Below are 18,639 nucleotides of genomic sequence, written 5' to 3'. Positions count from 1 at the left end.
GAACGGAGAGAAACAATGAAACCGATCGAACGTTACGACGTGGTGGTGTGCGGCGGCGGCCTGGCAGGATTGACCCTGTCGCGGCAGCTCAAGCGGACCATGCCGGACCTCACGGTGCTGGTGCTGGAACGGACCGGTGGTGACATCCCGGACGGCGCCTACAAGGTGGGGGAGGCGACCGTCGAGGGCGGCGCGCACTACTTCACCGAGCAGCTCGGCCTCACCGGATACTTCAACAAGCAGCACCTGCACAAGCTCGGCCTGCGCCTGTTCTTCGGCGATCAGCACGGGCCGTTCGAGGCGCGGCCCGAGATCGGTGCGCGGCGGTTCGCCCGCGTGCCGTCGTATCAGATCGACCGCGGCATCTTCGAGCGCGATCTGCGCCGCGGCGCAAAGGATCTCGGCATCGACCTGATCGAGCAGGCCAAGGTGATCGATATCGAGCTCGCGGAGGGCGACGACGATCACGTCGTCACCTACGAGATCGCCGGCGTCGGCGAGCGTTCGGTGCGAACGCGTTTCGTCGCCGACGCCTCGGGCCGCGGCAAGCTGATCCAGCGCAAGCTCGGCCTCGGCACCCCGAGCCCGCACAAGATCAACGCGGCTTGGTGGCGCCTCAAGGGCGAGTACGACGTCGAGAAGATGGCGCAGCCGACGAGTCCGACGTGGATGCCGAAAACCCAAGAGCGCCGGTGGTTCTCCACCAATCACCTGATGGGTACCGGCTACTGGGTGTGGATGATTCCGCTGTCGTCCGGGAACACCAGCATCGGCATCGTCACCGATGAGCGTATCCACCCGTTCAAGACGTACTCGACGGAAACGAAAGCGCGGCAATGGATCGCCGAGTACGAGCCGACGCTGGCGAAGTTCACCGAGAACGCCGAGCTGCTCGACTTCCTGGTGCTGCGGAACGCGAGTTACGGTTCCACGCAGGCCTTCTCGGCGAATCGGTGGGCGTGCGTCGGTGAGGCGGCTGTCTTCCTCGACGCCTTCTACAGCCCGGGTTCGGACTACATCGCCTACACGAACACCATGACGACGCGGATGATCGAACTCGACCGCAAGGGCAGGCTGACCGAGGACGTCGCGCAGTCCTACAACCGGCTGCTGCTCGAGGATCTGTGGCCGAACTACCTGCAGATGTACCACGACAACTACCAGATCTTCGGGCACGCACCGGCGATGTTCACGAAGGTCATGTGGGATACGTCGTTCTACTGGGCGCTGCCCTCGCAGATGCTGTTCCGCGGCTTGCTCACCAGCCCGGACGCGGCGGCCGAGTTCCATCCGATCGCGAGCAGGTTCTTCGGCATCCAGTCGCGCATGCAGGCGAACCTGCGGGCCTTCGCGGCGCAGGCCCCGCAGCCGGACAAGTATCTGTTCGTCGAGTACAGCAAGGTGCCCATCTGCGCCCAGCTGCACCTGGATCTGCTCACCGACAAGACCGCGGACCAGACCTTCCGCGACATGCGCCGCAATGTCGATCGGCTGGAGTCCTGGGCGAATTCGTTCGAGCAGGAGATCGCCGCGCGAGTGGACCTGCCACAACGGGGTCCGGCCGAGGCAGCACTCAAGGTGTAGGCCCGACAGCACGAGGAGGTGCAGTTTGACGCGAATCCAGTCGTACGGAACCCTCGCCCGGGGGCTGCTCGAAAGTGCCGGGTCGAACCGAACGCTGGCGGTCGAGCTCGAGCGTAGAAGCAGGAGCCACGGGGAGCGTCCTTTCCTGCTCTACGAGGATCAGCAGTTCGACTACGCGCAGGCCAATCGCATCGTCAACCGGATCGCGCATACCTACCGGGCGGCGGGCGTCCGCAAGGGGGACGTCCTCGCCCTGCTCATGGAGAACCGGCCGGAGTTCGTCTGGCACTATCTGGCCGCGGGAAAGCTCGGAGTCGTTGCGGCCCTGGTCAATACCAGGGCCCGCGGTGACGGTCTCGCGCACGCACTGTCGGTGTGCGGCGCGAACCATATGACTGTCGGTTCGGAGTGCCTGCCCGCGTTCCAGGCCGTCCGCGACCGCGTGGCGGACGAACTGATCGCGCGGTGCCGGGTGGACGAGGACCGGAAGGTGCCCGTCGGCGACGCGCAGGGTCTACTGCGGTTCGTGCAGAGTGCGACGTCCACCGATCCGGTGGAGACGACCGAGCACACCCTCGGTGACACGGGCGCCTACATCTTCACGAGCGGAACGACCGGGCTGCCCAAGGCCGCCGTCATGAGCTATCAGCGGTTGACCAGCGTCGGCCGGGTCACCGGCGCGCTGGCCTGGCGGCTCGAACCGACCGATGTCATCTACAACTGCCTTCCGCTGTTCCACACCAACGCGCTCGTGATCGCACTGTCCAGCGTTCTTACGCACGGATGCACCTTTGCGCTCGGGCGCAGGTTTTCGGCCGGTGCGTTCTGGCACGATATGCACCGTTTCGACGCGACGGGGTTCAACTACATCGGTGAGATGTGCCGGTACCTGGTCAACACCCCGCCCGGCGACCGGGACGGCGGGCATCGGGTCCGGGTGATGGTCGGCCAAGGCATGCAGGCCGATGTCTGGACCGCGGTGCAGGCTCGGTTCGCGATACCGCGGATCGTCGAGATGTACGCGTCCACCGAGGGCAATATCGCCACGATCAATCTGTCCGGCGAGGTGGGGTCGGTCGGCAAGCTGCGCCTCGGCGGCAAGCTGGCGAAATGGGACTTCGAGCGAGACGATTTCGTTCGCGAGAACGGGCGGCTGGTGCACAGCGGGCCCGGCGAAGTCGGGGTGCTGCTCGGGCCGATTCGAAAGAAGACACCGTTCGGCGGCTATCGAGACGAGCAGGCCACCCGCGCGAAGGTCGTCACGAACGCCTTCCGCGACGGCGACGCGCTGTTCAACACGGGCGACGTGTTCCGTATTGATGCCAAGAAGAATCTTTTCTTCGTGGATCGTATAGGCGACACCTTTCGCTATAAGGGCGAGAATGTGTCGACCACCGAGGTGCAGGAGCAGCTCGTGCGGTGGCCCGGCATCACTTCGGCCAGCGTGTATGGCGTGCCGGTGCCGGGACGGGAAGGCCGCGCCGGAATGGCGGCTGTCGTGCTCGCCGACGGTGTTCGATTCGACGGCGAGGCACTGGCCGCACATCTCGATGCGGCGTTGCCGCCCTACGCACGACCGGTCTTCGTACGAGTTCGCCCCTCGTTGGAAACGACCGCGACGCTGAAACTGTCCAAACTGGTGCTGCAGCGCGAAGGTTTCGTGCCGCAGGGAGGGGAGCCCATCTATGTGCGTGACGCGGGGGATCGCACCTACCAGGAGCTGACGCCGGAGCGTTACGAAGCCATCGTTCGGGCCGAGGAGAGAGCAATGACTCTGGAAGGAACCGAGAGGCTATGACGTTAGAAGGAACTTTCGACCCGGTGGACTCGCCGGCCACCGAACCCCTGGCAATCCAGAAGTCTGGAACCGGGCCCCCGATCGTGCTGGTGCACGGCGGCATGCCCGCACCCATGACCTGGGCCGCGCAGCGGGATCTCGAGGCCAACTGGTCGCTGATCGTGCCGAACCGCCGGGGCTTCTCGCCGAGCCCCGCCGCGCCGTGGCAGGACTTCCTCGCCGACGCCGACGACTTGACGGCGCTCATCGAGGAAATCCCCGGCGGCGTACATCTCATCGGCTTCTCGTACGGCGGCCTCGGTGCCATCATCGCGGCCGAGCGACTGCCGCACCTGGTGCGATCGCTGACCCTGATCGAGGCACCGCTGTGGAACGCCGCCGAGGACGACGAAGTCGTGCGTGAACTGGCGTTGCTGTCGGATCGCTTCGCCGAGAGCGCGGACGACGAGGAGGCCGAGAAGGAGTTCTTCGCGGTGGCCGGCGTCGATCCGAAGATGCTCGCCGACGTCGGCGACGACGTGCGCGAGGCGATGGACATGGGCCGCAAGCTTCGCTCCCCGCGCGAGGCCAAGCCGCGGTTCGAGACGATCACCGAGGCGGGCGTGCCGACGCTGGTCTTCTCGGGCGATCACCATCCCGCGCTCGAGCGCGTGTGCGACGCCATCGCCGCGCGCCTCGATGCGCAGCGGGCCCATTTGCCCGGTGCGGGGCATGCCGTCCAGCATGCGCCGGGGTTCAACACGATGTTGGAAACATTTCTGACAGCGGCGGAACAGAGTCGCAGCAACGGAGGAGCCACCAAATGAGCGATGACGCAACGATTCACGGGCACGACAAGGTGCTCGAGCACACGATCGAGCTCTTTCGCACCTTTACCCCGCCCGGCGTCACCCTCCAGTTGCCGCCGCCGTCGGCGAAGGCAATGGACATGCAGTTCGAGGAGTACGTGCCTGCCAAGTCGTTGACCGCGACAGCGGTGGCACCGCCGGAGTACGCGAACGCCGTCGGCCTGGTGCAGGGCGGATTCATTACCGCGATGTTCGACAACCTCATCGGTCCGCTCAGCATCCTGACCGCACGCGGTCCGGCGACCACGCTCGAGCTGACCACACATTTCATGCGGCAAACGTTTCCGGGACAACGGCTGCGGTTGATCGCCACCGTGCGCAAAGCCGGACGAACGGCCATCTATCTCGACGCGGACGCATACACCGAGGACAACAAGCTGGTGGCGACGGCGCGATCCACCGTGCAAGTACTAGCGATGCCAACCCCGTAGCCCGACTGTCCACCTTCGCCCGGCGAAGGTGGACAGCTTTACCTCAGCGAGGTTAGCGATGCCCTCATTACTCGAAGTCACGACACATTTCTTCTTGCAGGTCGCGTTCATTCTGGTGACCTGTCGTCTGCTCTGGCCGGTGTTCCGGCGGCTCGGGCAGGTCCAGGTGGTGGCGATCATGGCCGCCGGCTTCGTCTTGGGGCCATCTGTGCTCGGCGCGGTCTGGCCGTCCGCGCAGGAGTGGCTGTTTCCGACCACCCTGAAGGTGGGCGCGGAGACGATTACGCACCCGAATCTCACCGCCATTTACGTTGTGGGACAGCTCGGTCTGGTGCTGTACATGTTCCTGGTGGGTGCGTCGTTCAAGCTGGAGATTCTCCGGTCGCACCTGGGCAAGGCGGGAGCCACCTCGACCGCGGGGATCGGTGTCCCATTGGTGCTCGGTGGGTTGCTCGGCTGGTGGATGGTCGGCCAGGGTGACTACTTCACGAGCAAAGTCGGCACGGTGCAAGGCGGGTTGTTCGTCGCGTCGGCGGTCGCGATCACCGCGTTTCCGATGCTGGCCTGGATCATTCACGCCTCAGGGTTGTTGAACACCCGCCTCGGCACGATGTCGCTGTCGTGTGCGGCCTTCGACGACGCCTGCGCCTGGGTGCTGCTGGCCACGGTCGTCGCCACGACGAAGGACAGTATGTCCGGCGCCTTCCTCGCGATCGGCGGTGGCCTGGGCTATCTGGTGTTCATGACCGTCGTCGTGCGGCGCTTCCTGGTGCGACTGAACACCTGGAAACCCCGCGACGGCGATGGCGAACGCACTGGCGGCCTGCCGGTTACGCCGCTGGTGATCGTGCTGATCGTGGTGCTGCTCGGCAGCTGGTTCACCGATTACGTCGGCATCTACTCGGTGTTCGGGGCTTTCGTGGCGGGCTGTGTGATGCCGCGTGGCGAGTTGCTCGACACTATCCGTGATCGTTTCGAACCATTGGTCGCCTACCTGCTGCTGCCGGGGTTCTTCATCTACTCGGGGCTCAATACCAAGCTCAGTTTGATATTCGAGCCGAAGGTGCTGGCGGTGGCGGTCGTGGTGATGGTTGTGTCCTTCGCGGGCAAGTTCGGCGCCATCGGACTGACGGCCCGGTGGCAGGGGATGAGCTGGCGGGAAGCAGGCGCGATGGGCGCCCTCGCCAATGCGCGCGGATTGATGGAGCTGATTCTGCTCAACATCGGCCTCACCGCGGGCCTGATCACCGGCCAGCTGTACACGGTTCTCGCGTTGATGGCGATCGTCACGACCTTTGTGGCGACCCCGATCATGCGGCTGTTCGAGCGCAGCGGTTGGAAGAACGGCATCGTCTTCGGGCCGTCGGGCGAAGAGCCTCGAACGGCCGAGAGCGAAGCGGCCCGCGTGTCTGGGGACGACGAACCCCGGACACCCGAGAAGGTGCTGGGCAACTCTCGTGTCGATGTGGCCGATGGTCCGCCATGACAGTCGGGTTCGGATCGGATCAGGTGAACCAGCTCCACAACGGCCGTCGGCGCCGGGTCGAGCTGCGCAATTCCGGTGTGCTCCAACCGCGGACACTCCTGCTCGCCTCTGATTTGCCGTTCGCCCGAACGGATTTCGAGGATGCGGTGGCGCTCTACGAGAGTTTCGCGCTGGCGGGTACCTGTGCCTGGCGCGAGGTCGTCGATCGGACCGTGCGCTGGCGGCCCGACGTGGTCGTCCTCGATGCCTCGGTGGCGCGGCTGGCCGGTCTGGCCGAAACCGTGGCCCGGCTGCGCGAACTGGAGCATGCGCCGATGATCACGCTGCTGGTGGATCATGGTGCGGCCAAGGCGGATATCGACCAGGTCGACGCGGTGGTGGCGATGGACCGCGGGGTGTTCGCGGTGCTGGAGGTGCTGGAGGTGCTGATCTCGGGTGCGGTGCTGGCGATGGCACCGCAGCCGGATCGGGTGCACGCCGAGGTGGCGATGGACTATGAAGTGCGGCAGTGCCTTTCCGCCCGGGTCCGGCCCGGTGTCGGGCTGGATTACGAGGTGCGGCAGCGTCTTTCGACGCTGACCAAGCGGGAGCGGGAGATCCTGCGGCTGGTGGTGGACGGGCTGTCCAACCGGGAGGTCGGCTCCCGGTTGTTCATCAGCCCGGAGACGGTGAAGGAATACGTCAGCCGCATTCTCGCGAAGCTGAAGGTGACCAACCGTATCGAGGCCGCGGTGGCCGCCGTCCGTGCGGAGTTCGACAATGGCGACTGGTAGCCGATCAGCGCGATCGCTACCGGGGCGCCGATGCGACCGAACGGATCGGCATGGCCGCCTCAGCTCAGGAATTCTCGTTCGCGATCACGACGAAGAAGTCGTCCGGTGTCGTCGGCAAGCCCATGCGACGCACATCGGTCGGCAGTGGTTGGTATTCGAACAATTGCCGCTCGTTGTACGCGAACAACTCCGCCCCGGTCTTTCGGGCAGAGTATATCGAGACGCTCTTCGTCCAGGCCGCCTGGCTAGGATCGGTCACTGGAAAGAGTGCGACATTCTTGTATCTGTTCGAGTCGGCGGTGTCGCGGTACGGGGGACGGACAGCCGAATAGGTGCTGGCGAGCCAACGCTCGTCCGTGTAATCGGGCGCATCGGCGGCAGCGCCGGTATAAACCGACAGCCACGGCGCCCACGAGCTCAGTTTCGCCGAGGGGGCTTGCGTGCCCTCCGCCTGATCTTGCAGGCGCTTGCCGAATTCATCGTCGGCCGCCGGACCGGTCGCGGTGAGCACGTGCGGGTGGCCGTCGGTCACGGCGGTCGCCGTCACGGAATCGCGACCGTCGAACGCGACCACGAACGCGTCCTGCGAATCGGCGATCAACATGGTGAATCCGGGCATTTTCCCGGAGCCGCCGAGAGCCGGGACCAATCGTTTCTCGAGAAGCTGGACGGCCTCCTGCGCCGAATCGGCGGTCGCGCAATCTATCGGCAGACCGCTCGGCGAGACGAATTCGGCACCGGTCGGCGCTTCGGCGAAAATCCGGGCGTAAACGCCGGTGCCGCGATGGAAGGCGAGCCAGGATCCGCCATCGATATCGAGCCCACTGACGACATCGGCCAAAGCGGGGCTGGTGGCGGCCTGAATCGTCCAGACCCGATCACGGAGAATCGGGTTGGCGTGCCATTGCGGTCCATACGAAAAACGATGCTCCAGCCCGAGTTTCCGGGCCGCTTCGAAACCGTGTGGTCGATATACCGACTCGTCCCGGGACTCGATGACCACGAATCGATCATGCTGCCGGTCGAGGAGAAACATGCAGGTGCTCATTGTATTTCCGTTTCACATCTCATGAACTTTATTTCAGGGTCAACGAAATGTTGTCGATCAGCCGGGTGCTGCCGACGTGTGCCGCGACCAATAGCCGGGCCGGGCCCGACGTCGGCGCGGGGCCGAGATCGGGGTTCCGTAATTCGAGATACTCGACGCGGATGTCTTCGTGGGCATCGAGCACCGCGCGCGCAGCGCCGAGTACCGCCTCGGGGCCCGCATCGCCTGAGCCCGCGCCCGCCTGCAACGCAGTCGGCACCGCGATGGCCGATATCCGCTCATCCGCAGTCAGGAATCGGTTGCGGGAGGACATCGCGAATCCATCCGGTTCGCGAACGGTCGGCACGCCGACCACCCGGAGATCGAAGTTCAGATCCCGCACCATCTGCTGAATCAAAACCAGCTGCTGGTAATCCTTTTCGCCGAAGAACGCGACCGTCGGCCTGGTGATCTGGAAGAGCTTCGCCACTACTGTGAGCATTCCGCCGAAGAGCACGGGTCGGGTCGCACCGCAGAGTTCGGTGCCGAGCGGGCCCGGAACCACCGTCGTTCGGGGGCCGTTCGGATACATGCCAGCGGGCGACGGTGCGAACACCGCATCCACACCGACTTCGCGGAGCATTTCGAGATCGGCGTCCAGCGTTCGCGGATAGCGATCGAGATCCTCGCCCGCCCCGAATTGTAATGGGTTGACAAAAATCGAGACAATGACTTCGGACGTTATTTCCTTGGCCTGTTCGACCAAAGCCAGATGGCCGGCGTGTAAGGCTCCCATTGTCGGGACGAGTGCCACCTCTCGGCCACTCATACGCAGTTTCAGCGATACGCTGGACATGGCTGCTGGATCGTGATGGACAACCAATGTTCGGATTCTCCCTCCTGTTTTCTCCGAGTGCGCTTCGGCAGCTGGGATGGCGTGTCGGCGCGCCATCTCGACCGTACCCGAACGTCGTCGACAACGCAGCTGTTGACGGAATCATGAATAGTTTGTTGATGAATCATCATTTGTCCTTCTATACAACTCCAGAACTGTTGCAGGCCGCCCGCGAACCGTGCTACTGTTCTTGACGGAAGATAAACTATCGGCGGCCCAGAGGAGGGCCTGGCGGCCCGGCAGTCTCCTCGCGGGAATTAGACGGGTGCTCATGGTCACACAAGCGCAAGAAAACGCCAGTAATTCGGTCGGCGATAATCCGGCCGATCCGAGTCCGGCCGAAATCGAATTTCAGCAATGGCGGGCGCTGAGTGCCGGTAAGGGTGCGGAATTCTACGACAGCGTCCTTGTCGATGACGCGGTGTTGGCGGTGCCGTCCCCGCATGCGACGCTGTCTCGGCAGATCACGCTGAACGCGGTCGCCGGCGCGCCGCCGATCGAGACTTATCAGATCCTCGAATTCCATGAGCGCGCATTGGGTCCGGATGCGCATATCGTCTTTTACGAGATGTATCAGAAGCGAGTCGGACTCGACGGCATCTATGCGGCCATTTCGACGGTGTATACCCGCCGCAACAATCGTTGGTTAATGCAATATCATCAGCAAACTCCGCTCCGCCGAGGATCGGTCGAAGAGGAGTAGCGGTGCCCAGGAAATTCGATGTTCTGATATTGGGATCCGGGCTTTCCGGCAGTTCGCTTTCGCTGTGCCTGCAAGCGTCCGGATTGAGTACCTGCATGGTCGATCCGAAAAGGCATCCACGATTCGCCATCGGTGAATCAACCATTCCGAACACCTCGAAGCTCTACAAACTGATGAGCATCAAATACGGTGTGCCGGAATTGGCCGTGCTCTCGTCGTTCGACAATCTGATCGGTTCGGTCGGCACCTGCGGCATGAAGAACAACTTCGGCTTCATCTATCACGAACCGGGTGGCATCGCCGACCGAGCACATCAGTTCCCGCTGTCGGAGATAGTCGAGACCGAGTCGCACCTGTTCCGGGCGGACGTCGATCACTGGCTCGCGCTGCGCGCCCGCGACTACGGCGCCGTCCTGCTGGAGGGTGTCGGCACCCGTCGCCTCGACATCGCCGAAGAGGGCGTGACCTTCGAAGGCGATGAGGGAACACAGATCTCGGCCGACTACGTCGTCGACGCGGGCGGCCGCGGCTCGCCGGTGGCGGCACTGCTGGGCCTGCGGACCACCGAAGGCCTGCGCACCGAGTCGAAGTCCATCTTCACCCACATGACCGGCGTAACCCCGTTCGACGACATCACCGCCATCCGGGCGCCCCGCCAATGGCACACGGGCACACTGCATCACGTCTTCGACGGCGGCTGGATGTGGGTCATCCCGTTCGACAACACCGAGAAATCGTCCAACCCGCTGTGCAGCGTCGGGATCACCTGGCGCATCGATGACGGCGACGAGACGCCCAAGCAGAATCCCGAACAAGCCTTCGCCGACTTCCTGCAGACCTACCCGGAGATCGGCAAACAGTTCGAACAGGCGCGAAACGCCCGCGAATGGATAAGCGCGGGCAGGCTGCAGTACTCCGCCACACAAACAGTGGGCGACCGATGGTGCCTCACCTCGAACGCCGCCGGATTCATCGATCCGCTGTTCTCCCGCGGCATGCAGAACACCGCCGTCGTGGTGGATCGGCTGGCCGAGCGGCTGATCGACCGGTTCCGCGGCGGCTTCACCCCCGAGACCTTCGACGACATCGAACAGATGCAGTCCAGCCTGATCAAAGAGAACGACTTCATCGTCGGCAATGCCTTCCGGTCGTTCACCGACTACCGGCTCTGGAACGCGTGGTTCCGGGTGTGGCAGGTCAATCAGGTGACCGGCACCATGCGCACCGAAAGCCGGTTGCGTCAGGTCACCGCCCTCGCCGCCGCTCGGGGCGACGACAAGAATCCGCAGATCGATGTGGCGCCCGGCGCCGGGCTGGACGGATTCATCGACGCGTTCTACCTGAAGTCCGGTCAGATCATGGATTCGTACTGGACCAAGCGGATCAGCATCGACTCGGCGGTGTCGGAGTTCGAAAAGCTGTTCGCGGACGTCGATTTCGTGCCGCCGTCGTTCGGCCTGACGGACATGTCGCAGCCCTACTTCGACATCGATATGGCGAAGGTGGACAGCGCTATCGCGTGGGCCCGCAAGGCGCGCCCCGGCATCCGCGAGCTCTACCTCGGTGGACTTCCCGTGTCAGAAGGTCAGGTGTAGATGAATGCAATAGCCGTGTCGTCGTACAGCGACCGAGTAGCCGCAGCGGTGTCCGGATCTCTGAGCGGACTGTTCAGATTCGACCGCTCCATGGTGACTTCGCTGGACGGCTTGGATCGCGACGAATCCGAACAACCCATCATCGTGATCCTGCGCGCCTATCTGTATTTGCTGGGCGGCGTGCGGCCGCCGACCGATGTGGTCGACGTCCTGCGCCGCATCGACCCCACCGCGGTATCCGTCGTGGAATCCGCGCATCTCGACGCGATCCGGCACCTGCTGCGCGGCGCATACGGTGCCGCCGGGGACACCCTGCTGGAAATCTCCAAGCAATTCCCCACGGACGAACTGGCTTTGGCGGCCGGGCATCAGGTCGACTTCCTGACCGGTGCGACCGAAACGCTACTCGCCCGCCTGACCGCGAGCCCGCTGTTGACCGAGGGCGCCACCGACACCTACCCGTACCTGCTGGCGATGCTCGCCTTCGCCTACGGCGAGAACAACGAGTTCGCCAAGGCGTACACCGCGGGCAGCCGAGCACTGTCCCTGGCCCCGGACGACAACCCGTGGGCCGTCCACGCCTGTGCGCACGCACTGTTCGAGACCCGGGACAACCGCGCCGTCTCGGAGCTGCTGTCCTCGACGCGCGTCCGGTGGAACTCCGAAAGTTGCCTGCTGCGTACGCATCTGAGCTGGCACCACGCCCTGAACTCGATGGCCGAAGCCGACCGCGACGCGCTGACCGGACTCACCGACGAGGTCACCGGGGTGCTGGCGACGGAGTGCTCGGCAATGCAATTCAGTGACGCGGTTTCGCTGCTGTGGCGACTTCGGCTGGCGGGCATCGCGGGGCCGGACGACTTCACCGCCGTCGCCGACAAGGCGCTGGAGATCCGCGACGCCTCCAATTCCGCCTTCGTCGACCTGCACGTCCTGCTGGCGATCATCGGTGCCGATCGACACGAGCTGGCCAAGCAGCTCGCGACCGAGATAAGCGCGGACGCAACGGATATGGCGACACAGTTCACCGGCACCCGGCGCACCGCGGTCGGCGTGGCCGAAAGCTTTCTGTATTACTGCCAATCGAACCCAGAACAAGCAGTGCGACAACTGGTTTCCGTACTGCCCGCGGTGGTTGGCATGGGCGGCAGCATGGTCCAGCGCGATCTCGCACTGGAACTGCTGATGACCTGCGCGCACGGCAGGGGATCGGACGTGACGATTCCCGCCGGTATCGACAGGCGCCCATTGGTAACGTACCTACGCTCGCGATAGGAATGATCGAACGAAATGATTACCGCATCGTCTCCCATCTGCACCGAAGCAATCACCGGCCCGGCCGCCTGGCAGAGCAGCGACTTCACCGACCCGGCCCAGTGGACGACCGAACTGACCTCCGCCGATATCGGCGAGTTGTTCGCGGCATTGCAGCACGCCAGGCGCACGGGCAAAGCACTCGGTGACATCACCCGCGCGGATTTCCCGCTCGACAACCTCGCCAGAAAACTCGAAGCCGTGTCCGGTACGCTCGTTTCCGGCCGCGGGTTCGCGGTGCTGAGTGGCTTTCCCATCACCACCGACATCCCGCGCTCCGATATCGAACTCATGTACTGGGGGCTGTGCGCCCACCTCGGACCCGCGGTGCGGCAGAACGGCCGCGGCGAAATCATCGTGCAGGTCAAGAACTATGGCAACGGCGGGCTGTTGAACGCGGCCACCCGCGGCTACCAGACCAACGAGGCGCTCCCTTTTCATACCGACAGTTCGGATATCGTCGGGCTGCTCTGCCTGCGTTCGGCGGGCGAGGGCGGATACAGCAGCCTCGCGAGTTCGGTCACCATCCACAACGAGCTGCTGCGAAATCATCGGGAGCTGCTCGGCCTGTACTACGCCGGATTCTATTACGACCGGCGCGACGAACAGCTCGACGGTGAACGGCCGTACTACCGGAATTCCGTGTACGCATGGCACGAAGGCAGGCTGACCTGTCGCTATTACGTCCGGCACTTCATGGAGTCGGCGACCGAACGATTCGACCTCGACATGTCCGCGGCCGAACGGCTCGCGCTGCAGACCTTCGAGGCGATCGCCGCCCGACCGGAGAACAAGGTCACCATGCGGATCAATCCCGGTGACATCCAATTCCTCAACAACAACGTCATCGTGCACGCCCGCACCGCATTCGTCGATGGCGATCAGGTCGCCCGCGAACTGCTGCGGGTCTGGCTCAACCCGTTCGGGGCGCCGACCCCGCCGTCAGGACACGCGGCGTTCCGTGAGGGTATGCCGCAGAAGCAGATTCGCTGAACGGCGGCATCGTAGGATGTACGTCTCGCTCGTTCAGCCTCGAACTGAGGTCAGGAGAACCAAATTGCAGGCTCGTAGAATCGTTCGCACCGTCGGGAGCGTAATGTGAGGCGCGCTCGTCCGATTGCTGTGATGGCGCTGACCCTCGCGGTCTGCCTGTGGAGTGCGGCGTGCGGGACCGGCGGTGAGGTCGGATCGGACGCGAGCAAGGCGACCCAGTCCGCGACGCCACCGGACGATCAGCTGAACTTGAATGCCACCGCGCACGTCCGATTCGCGCTGGAACCCGTCAGCCTGAACACGTTCACCACCGCGGGCGTCGCGCTCGACCAGGCGTTGCTCGACAACGTCTATCAGGGCATGGTCACCGTCGACGGCAACGCCAAGGACAAGATCGTGCCCGCGCTGGCCACGTCGTGGGAGCAGACGCCCGACGGCCTGAGCTACACCTTCCATCTGGTGCAGAACGCCAAGTTCCACGATGGTGCGCCGCTGACGTCGGCGGACGTGGTGTGGTCGTTGCAGCAGGTGACCGCGCCGGGCTCGAAGTCGTTGCGCGCGCAGGACTTCACCGCCGTGGCCGACGTTGCGGCGCCGGACCCGACCACCGTGACGATCAAGTTGAAGCAGCGCGACACCAACCTGCTGTGGAACCTGACCCAGCGCGGTGGCATCGTCTACAAGACCGGCACCGACTTCGCCGCCCTCGACGGCGCGGACAACGGTTCCGGGCCGTTCCGGGTGACCCAGTGGAACCGCGGCTCCACCCTCACGCTGTCCCGGGTGGACGGCTACTGGGGTCCGGCGCCCAAGGTGGCGAAGGTGGTATTCCACTACATCATCGACCCGAATACCGCGAACAACGCCGAACTGACCGGGCAGACCGACATCCAGACCGCGACCGATCCGACGCTGCTGCAAGCGTTCACCGGCAACGACAAGTTCGACATACTGCGCGGCAACAGCACCGACGAATACACTCTCGCGTTCAACGAGGCCAACCCCATCTTCGCGAATCCGGATGTGCGTCATGCCATTCGGCAAGCGCTCGACAAGAAGGCCATCATCAAGGCGATCGGCGCGGGCATCCAGATCGGTGGACCGGTGCCGCCGCAGGATCCCTGGTACGAGGACCTGACCTCGATCGATCAATACAACCCGGACAACGCGAAGAAGCTGCTCGCGGCCGCGGGTTACGGCAACGGCCTGCAATTGACCCTGGAATTCCCGAACCACTACGTCACCGCGCTCAGCGATGTCCTCGTCTCCAACCTCAAGGACGTCGGCATCACGCTCAACGTCCGCTCGGTGGAATTCCAGACCTGGCTGTCGAAGGTGTACAAGAATCACGATTACGAGCTCAGCGTGGTGAATCACGCGGAAGCACACGACGTGAACAACTACGCCCGCGCCGATTACTACTTCGGCTACAACAACGCGCAGGTGCAGCAGTGGTACAAGGCCGCACTGACCGCGGAGACCGAGGACGCCCGCAATGACCTGCTGAAGAAGATGACCCGGCAGATCTCCGAGGACGCACCCTGCGATTGGTTGTTCCTGGTCGAGCTGAATACGGTGGTGCGCAAGGGGATGTACGGGGTCCCGCAGCACGAGACCAACAACCGGTTCCCGGCGACCAAGCTCGCGGTCGCCAAGTGACGGAGGTGTTTTGCTCTGGTATCTGACGCAGCGGGCCGGGCTGCTGCTGGTGTCGCTTGCGGTGGCGAGCGTGCTCATTTTCGCGATGTTGCGGTTGCTGCCCGGCGACGTCGCGGCCACCGTCGCCGGCCTGCAGGCGACACCGGAGCAGATCGCCGCCATCCGCGCCGACCTCGGACTGGATCGGTCGCTGCCCGCGCAGTACCTGTCCTGGATCGGCGGTGTCTTCAACGGTGACTTCGGCCATTCCCAGCTGAACGGCACCTCGGTGGGCGCCGAACTGGAGCAGAAACTGGCGGTGACCGGGCCGCTGATCGTCGGATCACTGCTGATCGCACTGGGTCTGGCGATACCGCTCGGCACCTGGGCCGCCGTGCGGCATCGCAGCCGGTCCGGGGAGGCGGCCAACGCGCTGTCCCAGCTCGGTATCGCGGTACCGGGCCTGTGGCTGGCCATGCTGCTGATCCTGGTGTTCGCGGTGGAGCTGAAATTCCTGCCCGCGCAAGGCTTTCCGGCCGACCGCTGGGCGGACCCCGGCGCCGCAATGCGCAGCCTGATCCTGCCTTGCGTGACGCTGGGCATCTCCGAGGGCGCGGTGCTGTTCCGCTTCGTGCGCTCGGCGATCCTCGGGGTGCTGTATTCGGAGTATCTGCGTACCGCGCGTGCCAAGGGCTTGACCAGGACACAGGCGTTGGTGCGGCACGGTTTTCGCAATGCCGCGCCGTCGGTGGTCTCGATCCTCGGACTGCAATTCGCGGTGCTGATCGTCGGGGCCGTGGTGATCGAGCGGGTGTTCACGCTGCCGGGTGTCGGCAGCATGCTGCTCTCCGATGTGGCGAACCGGGACTTGGTGAAGGTTCAGGGGGAGGTGTTGTTGATCGTCAGCGCGGTGCTCGCGATCGGCTTCGCCGTCGACATCGTGCACCGGCTCATCGACCCCCGGCTGGAGGCCACGCTGTGATTCACGCCGTCAACCGGCCCAAGTGGCTGCGCAGGCGCCGCGCGGTGCAGGTCGCGGTCGCCGCCCTGATCCGGCGCCCGAGCGGGATCTTCGGGCTGGCCGTGGTCGGCACGCTGGTGGTCGCCAGCCTGGTGTCGCTCTGGTGGACGCCCTACGATCCGCAGGCCACCAATCCGAGCCAGGCGTGGTTGCTGCCGTTCAACGCGGGCCATCTGCTCGGCACCGATCGGGTCGGGCACGACGTCTTCAGCCAGCTGCTGGCCGGTGCGTGGCAGACCCTGGCCGTGGCGCTGGTGGTCGCGGCGATCGCGGGCACGCTCGGCCTGATCATGGCGTTGGCCGCGCAGCTGACACCGCACGCGGTCGGCTCGGTGGTGGTGCAACTGATCGACATCATGATCGCGTTCCCCGCGCTGCTGCTGGCCATGGTGTTGGCCGCGGTCTACGGCGGATCGATGCTGACGGTGGCCGTCGCCATCGGCATCAGCTCGGGCGTCGCGGTGGCCCGGGTGGCGCGCGGCGAGGTAGCCCGGGTGCTGACAAGCGATTTCGTTCTCGCGGCACGGGCGGCGGGTGCGTCCACCGCACGGATCGTGCGCAAACACCTGTTGCCCGCGATCGCGCCGACGCTGATCGTGCAGCTGTCCTGGGTGATGGCCCTGGCGGTGCTCGCTGAGGCCGCGCTGACCTACCTCGGTTACGGCAGCTCGCCGTCGGCGCCGTCCTGGGGCGGCATCCTGCGCGCGCAACAGGACTACATCAAGGTGCGCCCGCTGCTGGTGGTGTGGCCGGGATTGGCGGTGGCGCTCACGGTGCTCGGCTTCAATCTGCTGGGTGACGCCCTGCGCAGCGTCACCGATCCGCGGCTGCGCAAAGGGGTGCCGACGCAATGACGCTGCTGCAGGTGACCGACCTGACGGTCGAGATCGGCGACCGGGTCCTGCTGGACAAGGTCGATTTCGGCATCGATGCCGGTGCCCGACTCGGCCTGATCGGCGTCTCCGGATCCGGCAAATCCCTACTCGCGCTGGCGATCATGGGCCTGCTGCCGGAGGAGGCACGGGTGCGCGGCAGCATCCTGCTCGACGGGGTCGAGCTGATCGGGCGTGGCGATCGCGCGATGTCGAAGATCCGCGGCAGCCGGATGGCCATGGTATTCCAGGAACCGCTCTCGGCACTGAATCCGCTGATGCGGGTGGGCAGGCAGATCGCGGAACCGCTGCGGCTGCATCGCGGGATGGGCCGACGGGAAGCGCACGCCGCGGCCATCGAGCTGGCGACCCGGGTCGGGTTGCCGGATCCGGCGAACACCGTGCGCGCCTTTCCACATCAGCTGTCCGGTGGGCAGCGGCAGCGGGTCGGCATCGCGATGGCCCTTGCCGCGCGGCCCGCGCTGTTGATCGCCGACGAGCCGACGACGGCCTTGGACGTCACGGTGCAGGCCGAAATCCTGGCGCTGCTCGAGGATTTGGTGGACGAGGAGGGCTCCGCGCTGCTGTTCGTCACGCACGATCTCGCGGTGCTCGCCCAGGTGACGCGGCGCGTCCTGGTGCTGGGGGAGGGCCGGGTGATCGAGGACGGCGAACTGGCGGACATCCTGCACGGGTCGAAACATCCGTATCTGCGGACGCTGCTGGAACTGGCGCGGGCCACCTCGTTCCGGCGGGCGTCCGTCGACAGTGGTTCGCTGGAGGTGGTGTCGTGATCCTGCTCGAGGCAACGGGTTTGAGCCGGTCGTTCAAGCTGCCGCGCACCAGCCTGCTGCATCGCCCGCCGGTCCGGCACGCGGTGCGCGAGGTCGATCTGTCGCTCGCGGAGGGCAGCCATCTCGGCATCGTCGGCGAATCCGGTTCCGGCAAATCGACTTTGCTGCGCCTGCTGCTTGCCCTCGACCGTCCCGATCAGGGGGAGGTCCGCTATCAGGGCAAGCCTGTGCGCGGTCGCGATCTCGCCTGGTTCCGCAGGGAAGTCCAAGTGGTGCTGCAGGATCCGCTGAGTTCGCTGGATCCGCGGATGATCGCCGGTGATTCGATCGCCGAACCCCTGGAGTGCCTGCGGATTCCGGGCAATCACGATTACCGGGTGGCGGAGCTGCTGGTCGCGGTCGGCCTGGAACCCGATGCGGCGGTGCGGTATCCGCACGAGTTCTCCGGCGGCCAGCGGCAGCGCATCGCGATCGCCCGTGCGCTGGCACCGAATCCGAAGGTGCTCGTCGGTGACGAACCGTTCTCCGCCCTGGACGCGTCGACCAGGTCCCAGATCATCGAACTGCTGCGTGATCTGGTGCAGCGGTTCGGACTCTCGCTGATCCTGGTCTCGCATGATGTCGGCGTCGTCCAGCAACTGTGCGATCAGCTGCTGGTGATGAAGGACGGGGCGATCGTCGAGCGCGGCGCCGCCGACACGGTGCTCGACCACCCCGAGCACCCGTACACCCAGGCCCTGCTGGACGCGGTTCCCGTACTGCCGTTCTAAGCCCACCCGCTCCCGGAGCTGAACTCCCGCGCACGAGTTGGCCGGCCGCGCACGAGTTTGCTCGCCGCGCATGAGTCGGCCCGCCGATTCGTGCGCG

Annotated in this window: 17 protein-coding genes; 15 read left to right on the top strand and 2 right to left on the bottom strand. The window is 65.0% G+C overall.

The window, feature by feature from the left end; all coding sequences use genetic code 11:
- Positions 1-15: 15 nt before the first annotated feature.
- The 6 genes from ACQPW1_RS27455 to ACQPW1_RS27430 are packed head-to-tail and all read left to right on the top strand — an operon-like array spanning position 16 to position 6,920.
- Entirely contained in the window at positions 16-1,584 is a 1,569-nt protein-coding gene (locus ACQPW1_RS27455; RefSeq protein ID WP_433654460.1) for an NAD(P)/FAD-dependent oxidoreductase, read from the top strand.
- Between the two features lie 25 nt (positions 1,585-1,609).
- Positions 1,610-3,382: a long-chain-acyl-CoA synthetase gene (locus tag ACQPW1_RS27450; RefSeq protein ID WP_433654459.1), complete on the top strand. Its 1,773-nt coding sequence runs from the start codon at positions 1,610-1,612 to the stop codon at positions 3,380-3,382.
- On the top strand, positions 3,379-4,188 hold the full coding sequence (locus ACQPW1_RS27445; protein ID WP_433654458.1) for an alpha/beta fold hydrolase: 810 nt from the start codon (positions 3,379-3,381) through the stop codon (positions 4,186-4,188). Before ACQPW1_RS27450 ends, ACQPW1_RS27445 begins: the two co-directional genes overlap by 4 nt.
- A complete protein-coding gene (locus ACQPW1_RS27440) occupies positions 4,185-4,661 on the top strand; it encodes a PaaI family thioesterase (protein ID WP_433654457.1) in 477 nt (158 codons plus the stop codon). The genes ACQPW1_RS27445 and ACQPW1_RS27440 overlap by 4 nt, the downstream gene beginning before the upstream one ends.
- A 58-nt stretch (positions 4,662-4,719) precedes the next feature.
- Positions 4,720-6,147 carry a cation:proton antiporter gene (locus ACQPW1_RS27435; RefSeq protein WP_433654455.1) on the top strand — a complete coding sequence of 476 codons (1,428 nt, stop codon included), beginning with the start codon at positions 4,720-4,722 and terminating at the stop codon, positions 6,145-6,147.
- A gap of 23 nt (positions 6,148-6,170) precedes the next feature.
- Positions 6,171-6,920, top strand: coding sequence for a LuxR C-terminal-related transcriptional regulator (locus ACQPW1_RS27430; protein WP_433654454.1), 750 nt, complete (start codon positions 6,171-6,173; stop codon positions 6,918-6,920).
- 64 nt (positions 6,921-6,984) lie between these two features.
- Here ACQPW1_RS27430 and ACQPW1_RS27425 read toward each other — a convergent pair whose 3' ends face one another.
- Positions 6,985-7,968 (bottom strand): hypothetical protein, encoded by a 984-nt coding sequence (locus tag ACQPW1_RS27425; RefSeq protein WP_433654453.1) that lies wholly within the window; start codon positions 7,966-7,968, stop codon positions 6,985-6,987.
- Positions 7,969-7,996: 28 nt separating this feature from the next.
- Positions 7,997-8,899 (bottom strand): pantoate--beta-alanine ligase, encoded by a 903-nt coding sequence (gene panC, locus ACQPW1_RS27420; protein WP_433654452.1) that lies wholly within the window; start codon positions 8,897-8,899, stop codon positions 7,997-7,999.
- 214 nt (positions 8,900-9,113) lie between these two features.
- Here panC and ACQPW1_RS27415 point away from each other — a divergent pair, with 214 nt between their 5' ends.
- The 9 genes from ACQPW1_RS27415 to ACQPW1_RS27375 all read left to right on the top strand — a co-directional run bounded on the left by ACQPW1_RS27415 (position 9,114) and on the right by ACQPW1_RS27375 (position 18,542).
- The gene (locus tag ACQPW1_RS27415) at positions 9,114-9,545 is read left to right on the top strand and encodes a hypothetical protein (protein ID WP_433654451.1); all 432 of its coding nucleotides are present in this window, start codon (positions 9,114-9,116) and stop codon (positions 9,543-9,545) included.
- A gap of 2 nt (positions 9,546-9,547) precedes the next feature.
- Positions 9,548-11,140: an NAD(P)/FAD-dependent oxidoreductase gene (locus tag ACQPW1_RS27410; protein ID WP_433654450.1), complete on the top strand. Its 1,593-nt coding sequence runs from the start codon at positions 9,548-9,550 to the stop codon at positions 11,138-11,140.
- Positions 11,141-12,415 carry a hypothetical protein gene (locus tag ACQPW1_RS27405; protein WP_433654449.1) on the top strand — a complete coding sequence of 425 codons (1,275 nt, stop codon included), beginning with the start codon at positions 11,141-11,143 and terminating at the stop codon, positions 12,413-12,415.
- Between the two features lie 15 nt (positions 12,416-12,430).
- Positions 12,431-13,447, top strand: coding sequence for a TauD/TfdA family dioxygenase (locus tag ACQPW1_RS27400; protein ID WP_433654448.1), 1,017 nt, complete (start codon positions 12,431-12,433; stop codon positions 13,445-13,447).
- A gap of 132 nt (positions 13,448-13,579) precedes the next feature.
- Complete coding sequence (locus ACQPW1_RS27395) at positions 13,580-15,106, top strand: ABC transporter substrate-binding protein (RefSeq protein ID WP_433654447.1); 1,527 nt, start codon at positions 13,580-13,582, stop codon at positions 15,104-15,106.
- Positions 15,107-15,116: 10 nt separating this feature from the next.
- The gene (locus ACQPW1_RS27390) at positions 15,117-16,067 is read left to right on the top strand and encodes an ABC transporter permease (protein ID WP_433654445.1); all 951 of its coding nucleotides are present in this window, start codon (positions 15,117-15,119) and stop codon (positions 16,065-16,067) included.
- Positions 16,064-16,960: an ABC transporter permease gene (locus tag ACQPW1_RS27385; protein WP_433654444.1), complete on the top strand. Its 897-nt coding sequence runs from the start codon at positions 16,064-16,066 to the stop codon at positions 16,958-16,960. Before ACQPW1_RS27390 ends, ACQPW1_RS27385 begins: the two co-directional genes overlap by 4 nt.
- Positions 16,957-17,772 carry an ABC transporter ATP-binding protein gene (locus tag ACQPW1_RS27380; protein WP_433654443.1) on the top strand — a complete coding sequence of 272 codons (816 nt, stop codon included), beginning with the start codon at positions 16,957-16,959 and terminating at the stop codon, positions 17,770-17,772. The genes ACQPW1_RS27385 and ACQPW1_RS27380 overlap by 4 nt, the downstream gene beginning before the upstream one ends.
- The gene (locus ACQPW1_RS27375; protein WP_433654442.1) at positions 17,769-18,542 is read left to right on the top strand and encodes an ATP-binding cassette domain-containing protein; all 774 of its coding nucleotides are present in this window, start codon (positions 17,769-17,771) and stop codon (positions 18,540-18,542) included. The genes ACQPW1_RS27380 and ACQPW1_RS27375 overlap by 4 nt, the downstream gene beginning before the upstream one ends.
- Positions 18,543-18,639: the final 97 nt, after the last annotated feature.

It is taken from the genome of Nocardia sp. CA-128927 (genome assembly GCF_050955855.1).
Classification (GTDB): Bacteria; Actinomycetota; Actinomycetes; order Mycobacteriales; family Mycobacteriaceae; genus Nocardia.
The sequence above is the reverse complement of the archived record's forward strand: the minus strand, read 5'-3'. Positions and strand labels throughout refer to the sequence as shown.

Coding starts and splice junctions, on each gene's coding strand:
- ACQPW1_RS27440 (WP_433654457.1), top strand. CDS start 4,185: ATGAGCGATGACGCAACGATTCACGGGCACGACAAGGTGCTCGAGCAC.
- ACQPW1_RS27455 (WP_433654460.1), top strand. CDS start 16: ATGAAACCGATCGAACGTTACGACGTGGTGGTGTGCGGCGGCGGCCTG.
- ACQPW1_RS27445 (WP_433654458.1), top strand. CDS start 3,379: ATGACGTTAGAAGGAACTTTCGACCCGGTGGACTCGCCGGCCACCGAA.
- ACQPW1_RS27435 (WP_433654455.1), top strand. CDS start 4,720: ATGCCCTCATTACTCGAAGTCACGACACATTTCTTCTTGCAGGTCGCG.
- ACQPW1_RS27405 (WP_433654449.1), top strand. CDS start 11,141: ATGAATGCAATAGCCGTGTCGTCGTACAGCGACCGAGTAGCCGCAGCG.
- ACQPW1_RS27400 (WP_433654448.1), top strand. CDS start 12,431: ATGATTACCGCATCGTCTCCCATCTGCACCGAAGCAATCACCGGCCCG.
- ACQPW1_RS27395 (WP_433654447.1), top strand. CDS start 13,580: ATGGCGCTGACCCTCGCGGTCTGCCTGTGGAGTGCGGCGTGCGGGACC.
- ACQPW1_RS27425 (WP_433654453.1), bottom strand. CDS start 7,968: ATGAGCACCTGCATGTTTCTCCTCGACCGGCAGCATGATCGATTCGTG.
- panC (WP_433654452.1), bottom strand. CDS start 8,899: ATGGCGCGCCGACACGCCATCCCAGCTGCCGAAGCGCACTCGGAGAAA.
- ACQPW1_RS27415 (WP_433654451.1), top strand. CDS start 9,114: ATGGTCACACAAGCGCAAGAAAACGCCAGTAATTCGGTCGGCGATAAT.
- ACQPW1_RS27380 (WP_433654443.1), top strand. CDS start 16,957: ATGACGCTGCTGCAGGTGACCGACCTGACGGTCGAGATCGGCGACCGG.